15 protein-coding genes are annotated in these 14,309 nt (G+C 61.4%); 7 read left to right on the top strand and 8 right to left on the bottom strand.

The annotated features are described in order from the left end of the window. Nucleotides 1-82: 82 nt before the first annotated feature. Genes CK226_RS03315 through CK226_RS03305 form a run of 3 tightly spaced genes read right to left on the bottom strand, consistent with a single transcriptional unit; the run spans nucleotide 83 to nucleotide 2,806 of the window. The gene (locus CK226_RS03315; RefSeq protein WP_095790995.1) at nucleotides 83-1,045 is read right to left on the bottom strand and encodes a 3-keto-5-aminohexanoate cleavage protein; all 963 of its coding nucleotides are present in this window, start codon (nucleotides 1,043-1,045) and stop codon (nucleotides 83-85) included. Beyond that, nucleotides 1,042-1,989, bottom strand: coding sequence for a 3-hydroxyacyl-CoA dehydrogenase (locus tag CK226_RS03310; protein WP_095790994.1), 948 nt, complete (start codon nucleotides 1,987-1,989; stop codon nucleotides 1,042-1,044). The genes CK226_RS03315 and CK226_RS03310 overlap by 4 nt, the downstream gene beginning before the upstream one ends. A gap of 10 nt (nucleotides 1,990-1,999) precedes the next feature. Next, the gene (locus tag CK226_RS03305; RefSeq protein ID WP_095790993.1) at nucleotides 2,000-2,806 is read right to left on the bottom strand and encodes an SDR family oxidoreductase; all 807 of its coding nucleotides are present in this window, start codon (nucleotides 2,804-2,806) and stop codon (nucleotides 2,000-2,002) included. 313 nt (nucleotides 2,807-3,119) lie between these two features. Between CK226_RS03305 and CK226_RS03300 the strand changes: the two genes are divergently transcribed. The 7 genes from CK226_RS03300 to CK226_RS03270 all read left to right on the top strand — a co-directional run bounded on the left by CK226_RS03300 (nucleotide 3,120) and on the right by CK226_RS03270 (nucleotide 9,187). Continuing rightward, the gene (locus CK226_RS03300; protein ID WP_095791084.1) at nucleotides 3,120-3,800 is read left to right on the top strand and encodes a GntR family transcriptional regulator; all 681 of its coding nucleotides are present in this window, start codon (nucleotides 3,120-3,122) and stop codon (nucleotides 3,798-3,800) included. A 263-nt stretch (nucleotides 3,801-4,063) separates the two neighbouring features. Then, entirely contained in the window at nucleotides 4,064-4,948 is an 885-nt protein-coding gene (gene coxB / locus CK226_RS03295) for a cytochrome c oxidase subunit II (RefSeq protein ID WP_095791083.1), read from the top strand. A 23-nt stretch (nucleotides 4,949-4,971) separates the two neighbouring features. Next, complete coding sequence (gene ctaD / locus CK226_RS03290) at nucleotides 4,972-6,741, top strand: cytochrome c oxidase subunit I (protein ID WP_095772834.1); 1,770 nt, start codon at nucleotides 4,972-4,974, stop codon at nucleotides 6,739-6,741. Further along, nucleotides 6,738-7,442 (top strand): cytochrome c oxidase subunit 3, encoded by a 705-nt coding sequence (locus CK226_RS03285; RefSeq protein WP_095772835.1) that lies wholly within the window; start codon nucleotides 6,738-6,740, stop codon nucleotides 7,440-7,442. Before ctaD ends, CK226_RS03285 begins: the two co-directional genes overlap by 4 nt. 14 nt (nucleotides 7,443-7,456) lie before the next feature. Further along, nucleotides 7,457-8,176 (top strand): heme-copper oxidase subunit III family protein, encoded by a 720-nt coding sequence (locus tag CK226_RS03280; RefSeq protein WP_095772836.1) that lies wholly within the window; start codon nucleotides 7,457-7,459, stop codon nucleotides 8,174-8,176. A gap of 9 nt (nucleotides 8,177-8,185) precedes the next feature. Beyond that, nucleotides 8,186-8,575, top strand: a complete 390-nt coding sequence (locus CK226_RS03275) for a cytochrome C oxidase subunit IV family protein (RefSeq protein WP_095772837.1) — start codon at nucleotides 8,186-8,188, stop codon at nucleotides 8,573-8,575. A 138-nt stretch (nucleotides 8,576-8,713) separates the two neighbouring features. Further along, nucleotides 8,714-9,187 carry an aminoacyl-tRNA deacylase gene (locus CK226_RS03270; protein ID WP_095772838.1) on the top strand — a complete coding sequence of 158 codons (474 nt, stop codon included), beginning with the start codon at nucleotides 8,714-8,716 and terminating at the stop codon, nucleotides 9,185-9,187. Nucleotides 9,188-9,342: 155 nt separating this feature from the next. Here CK226_RS03270 and CK226_RS03265 read toward each other — a convergent pair whose 3' ends face one another. The 5 genes from CK226_RS03265 to tig form a co-directional block, all read right to left on the bottom strand. Beyond that, nucleotides 9,343-10,155 carry a DUF2189 domain-containing protein gene (locus CK226_RS03265; protein ID WP_095772839.1) on the bottom strand — a complete coding sequence of 271 codons (813 nt, stop codon included), beginning with the start codon at nucleotides 10,153-10,155 and terminating at the stop codon, nucleotides 9,343-9,345. 456 nt (nucleotides 10,156-10,611) lie between these two features. Beyond that, on the bottom strand, nucleotides 10,612-11,547 hold the full coding sequence (locus tag CK226_RS03260) for a heme o synthase (RefSeq protein ID WP_095790992.1): 936 nt from the start codon (nucleotides 11,545-11,547) through the stop codon (nucleotides 10,612-10,614). 36 nt (nucleotides 11,548-11,583) lie between these two features. Further along, entirely contained in the window at nucleotides 11,584-11,964 is a 381-nt protein-coding gene (locus CK226_RS03255; protein ID WP_027046909.1) for a cytochrome c family protein, read from the bottom strand. A 153-nt stretch (nucleotides 11,965-12,117) separates the two neighbouring features. Beyond that, nucleotides 12,118-12,642 carry a hypothetical protein gene (locus CK226_RS03250; protein WP_095787519.1) on the bottom strand — a complete coding sequence of 175 codons (525 nt, stop codon included), beginning with the start codon at nucleotides 12,640-12,642 and terminating at the stop codon, nucleotides 12,118-12,120. 163 nt (nucleotides 12,643-12,805) lie between these two features. Beyond that, entirely contained in the window at nucleotides 12,806-14,290 is a 1,485-nt protein-coding gene (tig, locus tag CK226_RS03245) for a trigger factor (protein ID WP_095790991.1), read from the bottom strand. Nucleotides 14,291-14,309 lie beyond the last annotated feature (19 nt).

Raw genomic sequence — 14,309 nt, 5'->3', positions numbered from 1 at the left:
CGGAACGGCAATAGCAAGGCCGCCGGCGGCCTTGCTATTTCTTGACCATCGAGAAAAACTCGCACCCTCGGTCCTGGCCGGGTCAGAAGGCGACCTTGTCGCCGCCCTTCAGCGACAGGATCTCGCGCGCCTCGTCAGGCGTCGCCACCTCCATGCCAAGCCCTTCGATGAGCTTGCGCGCCAGCAAGACCTGTTCGGCGTTCGACTTGGCGAGCTTGCCCTTGCCGGCCCACAGGCTGTCCTCCAGCCCAACGCGGATGTTGCCGCCGAGTGCTGCCGATTGCGCGGCGATGCGCAGCTGGCTGGCGCCGGCGCCCAGCACCGACCAGCGGAACTGGTCGCCGAACAGCCGGTCAGCGGTGCGCTTCATATGGGCGACGTCTTCGGAATGGGTGCCGATGCCGCCGAGCAGGCCAAACACCGACTGCACGAAGAACGGCGGCTTCACCAGCCCCCGATCGGCGAAGTGGGCGAGGTTGTAGAGATGGGCGATGTCGTAGCACTCGAACTCGAAGCGCGTGCCATTGTCGTAGCAAGTCGCCAGAATGTATTCGATGTCCTTGAACGAGTTGCGGAAAACGAGGTCGCGCGTCGCCTCCAGATGCGGCTTTTCCCAGTCGAACTTGAAGGTCTCGTATTTGTCGGCGAGGTGATAGAGCCCGAAATTTATCGAGCCCATATTGAGTGAGGCGACCTCAGGTTTGAACTGGGCAGCCGGGCGCACGCGCTCCTCGACCTTCATGTACGGGCTGCCGCCTGTGGTGATGTTGATGGCGGCATTGGTTCCTTGCTTGACGTGCGGCAGGAAGCGGGCGAACGCCTCCGGCGTCTGGTCGGGCTTGCCGGTTTCCGGGTCTCGCGCATGCAGATGCAGGATCGCAGCACCGGCCTGCGCCGCCGCGATCGCTTCCGAGGCGATCTGATCCGGCGTGATCGGCAGATAGGGCGACATGGTCGGCGTGTGGATCGCGCCCGTCACCGCGCAGGTGATGATGACCTTGCCCTTGGCCGCCGATGCGCCTGATTTGCGGCTGGTTTCTTTCATTGTCCGAACTCCTGATCCGATTTCTTCTTGTGTGCCGCCAGCGCCATCAGCCGGCGATCCCGCCAGACCTGCCGGTCACCCAGGCTTTCCCTCGGCAGGCGCTTGCTGCGCTCGGCCTCGACCGTTTTCATGACATCGCCCGCCCAGTCGACGCGGCGCAGCATCTGCGGGAAGATGTTGGAATAGATGCCTTGGTAACGATCGACATAGTCGCGCACGCCGCCGGGTGCGTTGAGGTCGATGGTCTCGAACGGTCCCATGAAGGACCAGCGCAGTGCCAAGCCATCGCGAATGCCGATATCGACATCCTCGACACTGGCGTAGCCGTCCGCGACAAGCCGGAAAGCCTCCTCCAGCAAGGCCCCTTGCAGGCGGTTCATGATGAAGCCGTCGAGCTCGCGCCTCATCACCAGCGGCGCGTGGCCGGCGTCGATGAGGAAGGCGCGCGTCTTCTCCAGCGTCTCGGCGGAAGTCCACGGCGCCGGCACCACCTCTGCCGCCGGAATGAGATAGGGCGGGTTGATCGGATGCACGACCAAGCAGCGGTGCCGCCCTTGCAGATGGTCGGTGAATTTCGACGGCAGCAACGCCGAGGTGGAACTGGCGATGATCGTTTGCGGCCCGGCAAGCCGATCGATCAGCGAGAACACCTCCCGCTTCACATCCAGGTTTTCAGGCGTGTTTTCCTGGACATGGGTTGCGCCGGCCAGCGCCTCCGCCAGCTCGCCAACGATGGCGATGCGGCCAAGCACGGTGTCGACGGATTGCCCGCGCAGCAGGTCGTTCGCGGAGAGATCGCCGAGCACGCCCTCTATGTAGTGGCGCGCCCCGCCCGTCGCGGCAGGCGACTGATCCCACATGCGCACCTCATGGCCGGCGCGGGCGAAGCTGATTGCCCAGGCCCGCCCGATGAACCCGCTTCCGACAATCGCGACATTGGCCATGGCTTGGTCCTCAAAGTGTTTCGACGTTGCCGTCGACGCCGAGCGACTGGCCGGAAATGTTGATGCCCGCATCGGAGAGCAGGAACGCCACCATCGAGGCCACGTCATAGGGGCTGGTCATGCGGCGCAGCGAGATGTTCTGCAGATAGCGGCCCGTCATCTCCTCGTGGCCGATGCCGACCTGTTTGGCGCGCGCCGCGATGACGCTTTCGATGCGTGGCCCCTCGATAATGCCGGGCAGGATGGCATTGACCCTGATGCCGTGCGGCCCAAGCTCCTTGGCGAGGCTTTGCGTGAAACCGATGACGCCGAATTTGGCGGCCGAATAGGGCGTGCGGAACGCGTAGCCATGGCGGCCGGCCGCCGACGACATGGACACGATCGAGCCGCCGCCTTCTGCCTTGATCAGCGGTACGGCGCGCCTTGCGCAGAGGAACTGCCCTGTCAGGCAGATATCGATGCAGCGCCGCCAGTCATCCGGTTCGATCTCGTCGACACCGCCTGTCGGCCCGGCAATGCCGGCATTGTTGATCAGCGCGTCGAGCCCGCCGAGTTTCTCCTTGACCGTCTCGAACAGCCGGTCGACGTCCTCGTCGCGCGAGACATCGGCCTTGACCGCCGCGACCAGGTCGATCTTGCCGGGAGCCGCGGCCAGCGCCTCGTCGGAGATGTCGCAGACGACGATGCGTGCGCCGAGCCGCGACAGCGTGTCGGCGATGGCGAAGCCGATGCCGCCGGCGCCCGCCGTCACCAGCACGCGCTGCCCTTTCAGCCCGGCCAGAAATTCGTCCGCCGATGCGGGTGCCTTTGCGCTCATCGTCCTGTCCTTTTCATTGCAGCCGCCGTTCGCGCAGCGCCATGACGGCGCCCAGAACGACCAGCCCGTAAAGAATTGCCCTGGTGGCGTAGGCAGCGTGTTGGCCAGCAGCATCTGCAGCGCCGTCAAAAGCAGCTCGCCGCCGAGCATGCCCTCGTCATTCGATGTCGGAGACCGTATCATCATTTGATCAACGATCAATGATGAAATATCTTACATCAAGACTGGGGCGCCGACGCTTGACGCGGCAGCCGGAACCCTGCATTCCGGGAACGAGTTATGGCGCGGCCTTTGCGCCGAAAGGTTGATGGAAATGGCCGGAGCGGCGTTCAGGAAGCCGGGTGTCGAGATCGTGCCCCTGTCCAGGGAGACCCTGCAGGACAGGGTCTATCGCCACGTCACCGAATTGATCCTCGACGGCAGCATCGTGCCTGGCGAGATGGTGACGGTGCAAAGCCTGGCCGACGCCTTCGGGGTCAGTCCTATGCCGGTCAGGGAGGCATTGCGGCGACTGACCGCGGCCAATGCCCTGATGGTCGTTTCAGGGCGCTCGATCGGCATTCCCGCACTCAGCCGCGCGCGCCTCATCGATCTCAGGAATGTCCGCTTCGAGATCGAGGCGATCGCCGCCGCCTGGGCGGCAGAGCGCATCGACGATCAGGGCATCGCGCAACTCGGCCAGCATCTGACAGCGCTCGAACAGGCCAACGCGGCGGGAGACGTCAAATCCTATCTGCGCGCCAACTACGCCTTTCACTTCTCCATCTACCGCGCGGCCGGCTCGGAAAACATCCTCAACATCATCGAAAATCTGTGGCTGCAGATCAGTCCCTATTTCAACATGCTGCATGATTCCGGAAATTATTCGACCGCCAACGAGCATCACCAGGAGATGTTCGCGGCACTGCGCGACCGCGATGCCGAAGCCGTCCGCCAGGCCGTCCGCGCCGATATTGACGCCGCCTTCGACGTCCTGGTCGACCTGCTGAAATAGCACTGGGAATCCGGCTAAAACAGCCTCCGCTCATATCCTCCTCAAGCGCCGTTCGGAATTCCTGCTCGAACGATCGTTGAGGCGGTCAGAAGGTCATTCCAGCCTGCTGCTGATCCAGGGATAGCCCGTCTCGCCGCGGCAAAGGGCGCATTTTTCCCGTCAAGATAGTAGCCTCTGGAATTGCGACCCCAAATTAAGCTATGATGCGCTTGGCATTTCTTGCGGGCGGCTTCGCTCCCCCTTGAATGCCGGAGGAACGGGACATGGCCGTAGCGCTTGTACTCGTTTTGATCGTCGTGGGCTCGGTGTTGTTTCACCTCCTGAGCCCATGGTGGTGGACGCCGATTGCCTCGAACTGGGCCTATATCGACAACACCATCATCATCACCTTCTGGATCACCGGCGTCGTCTTCGCCGCCGTCGTGCTTTTCATGGCCTATTGCGTGTTCCGCTTCCGTCATCGGGAAGGCAATCGTGCTGCGTACGAACCGGAGAACAAGCGGCTCGAATCGTGGCTGACGATCGTCACCGCGGTTGGGGTCACGGCGCTGCTGGTTCCCGGCCTGTTCGTCTGGAGCCGATTTGTTACCGTTCCACGCGACGCGACAGAGGTCGAGGTCATTGGCCAGCAATGGCAATGGAGTTTCCGCCTGCCCGGCAGGGACGGCAAGCTCGGTACATCAGACACGCGCGACGTCGGTGCCGACAATCCGCTGGGGGTCATCCCCAGCGATCCCAATGGTCAGGACGACGTCGTGGTCGCAGCGGCCGATCTGCATCTGCCGGTCGGCAAACCGGTCAAGATGCTGCTCCGCTCGATCGATGTGCTGCATGATTTCTATGTACCGGAATTCCGCGCCAAGATGGACATGATCCCGGGCTCGGTGACCTATTTCTGGTTCACCCCGACCAGGACCGGAACCTTCCAGGTCCTATGCGCCGAACTTTGCGGCCAGGGACATCCGATGATGCATGGCGTCGTGATGGTCGACACCCAGGAAGATTATGTCGCCTGGCTCGGCCAGCAGCAGACTTTTGCACAATTGTCGGCCCCCCAGAAGACGGGGTCGGCAGACGAGACGACGGGACAGACCGCGGCAGCGGGTCCCGAAATTGCAGCAAGGCTCGAAACGGTAGGGTCTCGCTGAAAAAAGGACACGGAGGTGTTCCTATGGTCGACATCACCCCTGCAGATGGCATCCCGCCGGCCGAAGTCGCGGAAGTAGAACTCTACCATCCGCACAGTTGGTGGACCAAATACGTCTTCTCGCAGGACGCCAAGGTCATCGCCGTCCAGTATTCGGCAACGGCAACAGCAATCGGCTTGGTCGCCCTGGTGCTGTCCTGGCTGATGCGACTGCAGCTTGGCTTTCCCGGCACGTTCGACTTCATCACCCCGGAGGCCTACTACCAGTTCATCACCATGCACGGCATGATCATGGTGATCTACCTGCTCACCGCCCTCTTCCTCGGCGGCTTTGGCAACTATCTGATCCCCCTGATGGTCGGCGCGCGCGACATGGTCTTTCCCTATGTCAACATGCTGAGCTACTGGATCTACCTGCTCGCCGTGCTGGTCCTAGTGTCGAGCTTCTTTGCGCCCGGCGGACCGACCGGGGCCGGCTGGACGCTCTATCCGCCGCAGGCCATCATGAGCGGGACGCCAGGCGGCCAGGACTGGGGCATCATCCTGATGCTCTCCTCACTGATCCTGTTCATCATCGGCTTCACGATGGGTGGCCTCAACTATGTGGTGACCGTGCTGCAGGGTCGCACCCGCGGCATGACGATGATGCGCCTGCCGCTGACCGTCTGGGGCATCTTCACCGCGACCGTCATGGCGCTGCTCGCCTTTCCGGCGCTGTTCGTCGCCAGCGTGATGATGCTGCTTGACCGCGTGCTCGGCACCAGCTTCTTCATGCCGGCGATTTCCGAGATGGGCGAGCAGTTGCAACACAATGGCGGCAGCCCGATCCTGTTCCAGCACCTGTTCTGGTTCTTCGGCCATCCCGAGGTCTACATCGTGGCGCTGCCGGCGTTCGGCATCGTATCCGACCTGATCAGCACCCATGCACGCAAGAACATCTTCGGCTACCGGATGATGGTCTGGGCCATCGTCGGCATTGGCGCGCTGAGTTTCGTGGTCTGGGCGCACCACATGTATGTCAGCGGCATGCACCCTTATTTTGGCTTCTTCTTCGCCACCACGACGCTGATCATCGCCATTCCGACCGCCATCAAGGTCTATAATTGGGTGCTGACCCTGTGGCGCGGCGACATCCATCTCACCATACCCATGCTGTTCGCCCTGGCTTTCATCGTCACCTTCGTCAATGGCGGGCTGACCGGCCTGTTCCTCGGCAATGTCGTCGTCGATGTTCCGCTGTCCGACACGATGTTCGTCGTCGCCCATTTCCATATGGTCATGGGTGTCGCCCCGATCCTCGTGGTCTTTGGCGCGATCTACCATTGGTACCCGAAGGTCACCGGCCGGATGCTCCACGAAACGCTGGGCCGGTTCCATTTCTGGGTCACCTTCCTCGGCGCCTACCTGATTTTCTTCCCCATGCACTACCTCGGCTTGATGGGCGTGCCGCGGCGCTATGCCGAACTGACCGACATGACGATCATGACGGAGTCGGCCCATCACCTGAACTCTTTCATCAGCGTCATGGCCTTCATTGTCGGCTTCGCCCAGATGGTGTTCCTGTTCAACCTGATCTGGAGCATCCGCCATGGCCGCGAGGCCGGCGGCAATCCGTGGCGGGCCACGACTCTCGAATGGCAGACGCCGCAAACACCGCCGGCCCACGGCAATTTCGGCAAGGACCTGCCGATCGTCTATCGGTGGGCTTACGATTACAGCGTACCGGGTGCCAAGGAAGACTTCATCCCGCAGAACATGCCGGGCTCCTTCGGACCCTCAAGGGAGCCGGCATGAGCGTCATCCTGGTCTTCCTGCTCGTCATTGCCGGTTTTGCCGGATGGTGGCTTTCGCACCAGCGGCTGATGACGAAGCCATGGCTCGAGCAAGGTCTGGCCGGTGATTTTGTCGGGCTCGACCGGTCGGCCCTGCCAACAGCCAAGATAGGTCTCGGCGTTTTCCTTGCTGTCGTCGGCTGCCTGTTCGCGCTCTTCACCAGTGCTTATTTCATGCGGATGGCGGTGTCGGACTGGCAGCCGTTGCCCCTGCCGCGACTGCTCTGGCTCAACACCGGCGTGCTGGTCCTGAGCAGCGTCGCCCTGCAATGCACTTCGGTGGCGGCGCGCAGGGGTCAGATCGACACTGTCAGGCTCGGCCTTGCCACGGCCGGGCTCACCGCGCTCGCCTTCCTGGTCGGTCAGTTCATGGCATGGCGGCAGCTGACCGCCGACGGCTATTTCCTGGCCTCCAATCCGGCCAACAGCTTCTTTTACCTGATAACCGGCATGCATGGCCTGCACGTCTTGGGAGGGCTGGTGGGTCTGGGCAGGACGACCACGAGCGCCTGGACTGGAGCGCGGCCGGAACGGCTTCGCCTCGGCGTGGAACTATGCGCCATGTACTGGCATTTCCTGCTCTTCGTCTGGCTTGCCATCTTCGCGTTGCTGGCCGGCTGGGCCGCGACGTTCATCGACATTTGCCGGGAGTTGCTGACCTAAAGGGGATCAAGCGGATGGCAGAGACACTGACACATATCGGCCATACGGAGCCACGGCCTACAGGCTGGCGAGGCATTGCCGCCGATTGGTCCTCGGATCAGCGTGCGTTCAAGAACGTGTCCTGGGGCAAGGCCATGATGTGGATATTCCTGCTCAGCGACACCTTCATCTTCGGCTGCTTCCTGCTCTCCTACATGACCGCGCGCATTTCGACACGGGTGCCGTGGCCCAATCCGAGCGAGGTCTTTGCGCTTCGTATCGGCGGCTCGGATATCCCGCTGATCCTTATTGCCATCATGACCTTCGTGCTGATCTCCAGCAGCGGAACAATGGCCATGGCGGTCAACTTCGGCTATCGCCACGACCGCCGCAAGACGGCCATCCTCATGCTTCTGACCGCGGCACTCGGCGCGACCTTTGTCGGCATGCAAGCCTTCGAATGGACAAAGCTGATCACTGAAGGGGTGCGACCCTGGGGTAATCCCTGGGGTGCCGCACAATTCGGGTCGTGTTTCTTCATGATCACCGGTTTCCACGGCACGCATGTGACGATTGGTGTGATCTTCCTGATCATCGTGGCGCGCAAAGTCTGGCGCGGAGACTACGACCTCGGACGGCGCGGCTTCTTCACCAGCCGCACCGGCCGCTACGAGAATGTCGAGATCATGGGGTTGTACTGGCACTTCGTCGATCTGGTCTGGGTGTTCATCTTCGCATTCTTCTATCTTTGGTGAGAGGCAGACATGGCTGAAGCAACCGCAAACGGCCTAGGACAACACGCACTTCATGCGGCAGCGCCGGCGGCCGTCGCCCGTGCCGACGTGCATCAGCAACATCCGATCAAGCTCTATCTGGTGGTCTGGGCGTGGCTGTTCATCCTCAGCACCTGCTCCTACCTGGTCGACTATTTCGGCCTCCACGGCTATCTCAGATGGTCGCTGATCCTGATCTTCATGATCCTCAAGGCAGGGCTGATCGTCGCTGTCTTCATGCACATGGCCTGGGAACGGCTGGCGCTGGCCTATGCGATCATCCTGCCGCCGATACTGGTGCTGGTGTTCGTGACAATGATGGTCTTCGAAGCCGACTACACGCTTTTCACCCGGCTGGCATTTTTCGGAGCCGGACCCTGAGGCACGAACCGCATTCAGATCTTGCCGCCGCGCCTCGAACCATCAGCAGCTGGTCTATTTTAGTATCGGAAACGACATAAGGAGAATGACTGCCCTCGTTTCCCCACCCGTCGCGAACTCCGGCAAAGGGAGGCCAAGATGACGATCGCTACCAGACTGAAGGACTTTATCGACAGGAAGGGAATTTCATACGACACAGTCGCCCACCATCGCACGTCCACCAGCAGACAGTCCGCCATCGCGGCGCATGTACCCGGCAGCATAGTGGCCAAATCGGTCGTTGTTCACCACGAGCTCGGCTATGCGTTGGCCGTCGTTCCCAGCACGCACAGGATCGAGCTCGGCACATTGCAAGACGTCATGGACAAGCGTCTCGGACTGGCCTCCGAAGACGAGGTGACTTCGCTCTTCGCTGATTGCGATACCGGCGCCATTCCGCCGATCGGCGCCCCCTACGATGTGCCGGTGATTGTCGATGACAGCCTTGGTGATGCCGCCGACATCTACTTCGAAGGCGGCGACCACAGAACGCTGGTGCATGTCAGCGGCGAGGATTTCCGCAACTTGACGATGGGCGCATACCGCGCCCGCTTCAGCCACCGGGCTTACTGACGGCTTCGATCAAACCCGCACCGGCATCCTGAGCAATCCAGGAAAAGTGTGATCGGTTTTCCGTCCGGAATTGCGTTAAAACAAAGAGATAGAGCATTTTACCGTTTCCATGAAACGGTAAAATGCTCTGGCCGGTGCGGTGAAGCAAAACGTCCTTAACTCGTCGGTCTGGCGGGCGACTCCACAACCTTGCGGTAGACATGCCAGGTGGCATGGCCGAGGATCGGCAACACGACGGCGAGCCCGACGAACACCGGCAGCGAGCCAATGATCAGGCCGACGGCGACGATCAGCCCCCAGACAGCCATCACGATCGGGTTCGCCAGGACCGCACGCACCGAGGTGTGGATCGCTTCATAGGCACCGACATCGCGGTCGAGCAACAATGGGAAGGCGACGACCGTCGTGCACAACACCACCACGGCAAAGACAAAGCCGATGGCGTGCCCCAATATGATCAGCGTCCAGCCGCGTCCCGTGGCAAATATCGCGTTGATGAAGCTGGATATCGATTCCGGCGGAGCCGGGCCGAAAAGATATTCGTAGAATATCTTCGCCGTCAAAAGCCACGTGATGAAGATTGCAAACAGCATGATCCCGACCGCCGCGATGGCCGGCAGCGCCGGAGAATTCCTGACCTCGAAAGCGTGCCTCCAGGAGGTGTCGAGGCCGGCTTCCCGTCTACGGCTGATTTCATAGAGGCCTATCGCCGCGAATGGGCCAACCAGCGCAAAGCCAGAAACCAGCGGAAACAACAACGGTAAGGCATTGGCGCCTGAAGTCCAGGCGGCGAGCACGACGCCCACGAGCGGATAGATCAGGCAGAGAAAGATGATATGCGACGGTTTGACCATGAAATCATCGACGCCCCGCCTGAGCGCGTCAAAAAGGTCGGAAACAGAGATTTTTCGAATTTTGGTATGTTCCAGCGTCTCGCTGGCGCCTGCTATCACATGAAAGCTTGCCATGACCGTTCCTCCAGACCGGGTCCGGAAAGGTCGCGATTTAGCGGTGCTGACGTTTGCGCGACTGGCCACGCAAAACCGCGACCTGCACCGCCACCAATATACTCTCTTGTGAGGGACTTGTCGCCCGTTGTTGGGCCGCATGGCTGGCTCTGGAAACCCTTCTTCGATATGCTCATGCTGCGCCGCATGTCTCTTTTTGGGGCACGTAAAGGCGCTGGACCACTTGGATCCTTTGCGAACCGGAGAGCGGCGCAGCAGAGTCGATCCCGATCCTCAGGACCATGCACTGGGTCGAAGGCGAAGGTCATGGACGCAAGGACGCTTCTCATAGTCGGCCTTGGCATAATCATTCTGCTGTTGCTGGGATTCTGTGCGCTGCCATCGTGACGGCACTGCGCCGTCTTCTGCACGGCAATCGCCGGCCGGCCAGAGCGGTTCGCGGATGGCGATCTGCGCTCAGATCCCGGCTGAGATCAGCGCGCGCATGGCAATGGTGTCGGCAAGCAGCGCGGCGAAGATCGCGAAAAGATAGAGGATCGAATAGGCAAACAGCGCCTTGGCGGGTTTCAGCTCCGTTTCGGAAGCGGCCAGAACCTTCCATGAATGCCAGATGAAACCGACGCCCAATGCGGCCGAGGCGATTCCGTAGTAGCCGCTGGTGTATCCGAAGAGCCAAGGCAGCACGCCGACCGGCGCCAGAAGCAAGGCATAGACAAGGATTTGCCTACGCGTCGAAGCAGGGCCGGCCACATTCGGCATCATCGGAATGCCGGCAGCGGCGTAGTCGCCAACCTTGAACAGCGCCAGCGCCCAGAAATGCGGCGGCGTCCACAGAAAGATGATCAGAAACAGGATGAGGCTTTCGATGCCGACGGCGCCGGTTGCGGCCGCCCAGCCAATGACAGGAGGGAGGGCACCAGCCGCGCCGCCGATGACGATGTTCTGCGGTGTCGAGCGCTTCAGCCACATCGTGTAGATGACGATGTAGAAGAAGATGGTGAAGGCCAGCAGCGATGCGGCAAGCCAGCCTACCAGTACGCCGAGTGTCACGACCGAAAGCGCGGAAAGCACAAGGCCGAAGCCGAGAGCTTCGCCCGGCGCGACGCGGCCCGACGGAACCGGCCGTCTTGACGTGCGCGACATCAGCGCGTCGATGTCTGCGTCATACCACATGTTGAGGGCCCCCGCCGCTCCTGCTCCGATCGCAATCGAACCGATTGCGATCACGGCGATGACCGGATTCATCGCGCCAGGCGCCACCATCAGGCCTACGAAAGCGGTGAATACGGCAAGCGCCATGACCCGTGGCTTCAAAAGCGCGAAGAAATCGGCCGCCGTCGCTTCCGAAAGGCGGATGGAGGTATCCTTGAGGGGGCTTTCCCTAGTCGACATCTCGGACGACCACCGATGGGTGGCGAGGGGCCCAGGTCACTTGGAGAAGGTTTTCAGATAGGCAATGACGTTGGCCACGTCCGCATCGTTCTTGAGGCCGGGAAACGTCATTTTGGTGCCTTTGACCATGGCCTTGGGATCGTGAAGGTAGGTCGTCAGCGTTGGCTCGTCCCATTTGACGCCGGATTTGCCGGCCGCAATCATGGCATCGGAGTATTTAAAATCCGGATGAGTACCGGCCGTGCGGCCGATGACGCCGTGCAGCGATGGACCGATCTTGTTCTTGTCCTCGTTTGCGATGTGGCAGACTTGGCATTTGGTGAAGACCTTCTCACCAGCCGCGGCATCCTGTGCCTGCGACGGATGCGCGATGAAGATCGTAACGGACACCCCAGCAAAAAACGCTATAGCGCGCATGGCATTTCCTCCCTGATCGCCATTTATGCCTCGGACGATCGCGCCTTGGGCAGAATATCTCTCCCCAGTGGAATTGCGGTACAAACATACCATGGAATCCAGGCGGCGGGTAGAAAAAGCCAAGCATTGCGAAGGTTTAGAACCCAGCCACGCTCAAGGCGGATCGGTCCGGCAGCTTCCGGCGATCTGCTCAACCGCCTCTTCGAGCCCCGCAAGGTCGAAATCCGCCTGGCCGCGGCCTGACAACAAGCCGAACCGCCATGAAAGCGACAGCCGGCTTGCGGGAACAAGGCGCTTGATGCCGTCGGCGCCGTCGCGCACCAGCATTCGGCCGCGCGATCCGACCGACCAGCTCTCGTCGAACTTGCCGCCGTCGTCAACAGTGACGGACATGGTGATCTTGCGGCTGGCCGAAACCCCGTCATTCAACTGCAGCCATTCGGTCCAGCGCGGTTCTCCGTCTGCCCGGCAGGCAATGGTCAACACCGGGCTGTAACTCAAGGCACCGCCACCCGTGATCAGCTTGTTGGTGCCATGAAGCGAAGCGGTCACAAGGCCATCATCGTCCGTTCCGAAGCGCCACTCGCCGGCAAGCGCGCCGGCCTGGGCAACATCGCAGGCGAAGGCCAGAACGAGCGCCAGGGCGACGGGACGCCCCTTTTCGAAGAATAGGCTCAACGCCCCCTCCAGGAACCACACGGTTTGCAACAGCAGCGCAGATAATGCTCAACGCCAGGTATCGCCAAGTGCCATTTCCCGCAAAGCGAATCGGCTGTTGCAGTTTCGCAACGAAAAAGGCCGCCTCGAGGGCGGCCTTCGTCGATTCCATCAAGCTCGGGACTTATTCGGCGTCCTTGGGGGCCTTTTTCTTCGGCGCGGCCTTCTTCTTCGGCTCTTCCGCCTCGTCGCCGGCCTCGCTCGCCTTGGCTTCAGCCTTCTTGGCCGCGGCCTTCTTCGCGGGCTTCGCCTTGGTCGTGGTTTCCGCGTCCTCGTCGTCGGCCATCAGCTCTTCCTTGCTGACCTTGACGTCGGTGACCGAGATCTGGCCGAGAAGGTGGTCGACGACCTTCTCCTCGAACATCGGCGCGCGCAGCGCATTCAGCGCCTCGGGGTTGCTGCGGTAGAACTCGAAAGCTTCCTGCTGCTGGTTGGCCGGGAAGCGGCGAACCTGCTCGAACAGGCCACGCTGCAATTCCTCGTCCGATACGGTGACACCGGCCTTCTCGCCGATCTCCGCCAGCACCAGGCCGAGACGCACCCGGCGTTCGGCAAGACGCTGATATTCGGCGCGGGCTTCTTCTTCGGTCGTCTCTTCGTCGGCGAAGGTGCGGCCGGCGGCCTCCAGGTCGCGGGTGACCTGAGCCCAGATGTTGTTGAACTCGGCCTCGATGAGCTTCGACGGCGCCTCGAACGAATAGGCGGCATCGAGCTGGTCGAGCAGCTGGCGCTTGACCTTCTGGCGCGTCATCGAGCCGAACTGGTTCTCGATCTGGCCGCGCACGATCTCACGCAGGCGCTCCAGCGATTCCAAGCCAAGGTTCTTGGCGGTCTCGTCGTTGATTTCCAGCTCACCCGGCTTCGACACTTCCTTGACGGTGACGTCGAACGTGGCTTCCTTGCCGGCCAGATGTGCCGCCTGGTAGTTTTCCGGGAAGGTCACGGTGACCTGCTTTTCGTCACCGGCCTTGGTGCCGATAAGCTGGTCCTCGAAGCCAGGAATGAATTCCTTGGAGCCCAGCACCAACGGCTGGTCGGTGCCGGCGCCGCCGGCAAAGGCCTCACCATCGATCTTGCCGACATAGTCGATGCTGACGCGGTCGCCTTCGGCGGCCTTGCCGGTCTTCGGCTCATAGCTGCGTGCCGATTCGGCAACGCGCTTGACCTGGTCGTCGATCTCGGCCTCCGGTACGTCGAACACCTGACGCGTCACCTTGATATCGGAGAAATCCTTGATCTCGATCGCCGGGATGACCTCATAGTTGAGGCGGAACTCGAAGTCGGTCCCGCCGGCCAGGATCTTCTCGGCTTCCTTCTCGTCCTCGGTCATGATGACTTCGGGCTGCATGGCGGCCTTTTCGCCGCGGCCCGTAATGATCGAACGGGTGGAGTCGTTGAGGATCTCGTTGACCACTTCGGCCATGAACGACTTGCCATAGACCTTGCGCAGGTGCTGCACCGGCACCTTGCCCGGCCGGAAGCCGTTGATGCGAACCTTGTTGCGCGCGTCCGAGAGCCTCGCCATCAGCTTGGCTTCCATGTCACCAGCCGGCACGGTGATCTTGATCTCGCGCTTGAGACCGGAATTAAGCGTTTCGGTGACCTGCATCGTAAAACCTTTGTTTTCA

The sequence above is a fragment of the Mesorhizobium sp. WSM4311 genome, from assembly GCF_002295115.1.
GTDB lineage: Bacteria > Pseudomonadota > Alphaproteobacteria > Rhizobiales > Rhizobiaceae > Mesorhizobium.
This window is presented reverse-complemented; position numbering and strand designations above follow the sequence as displayed.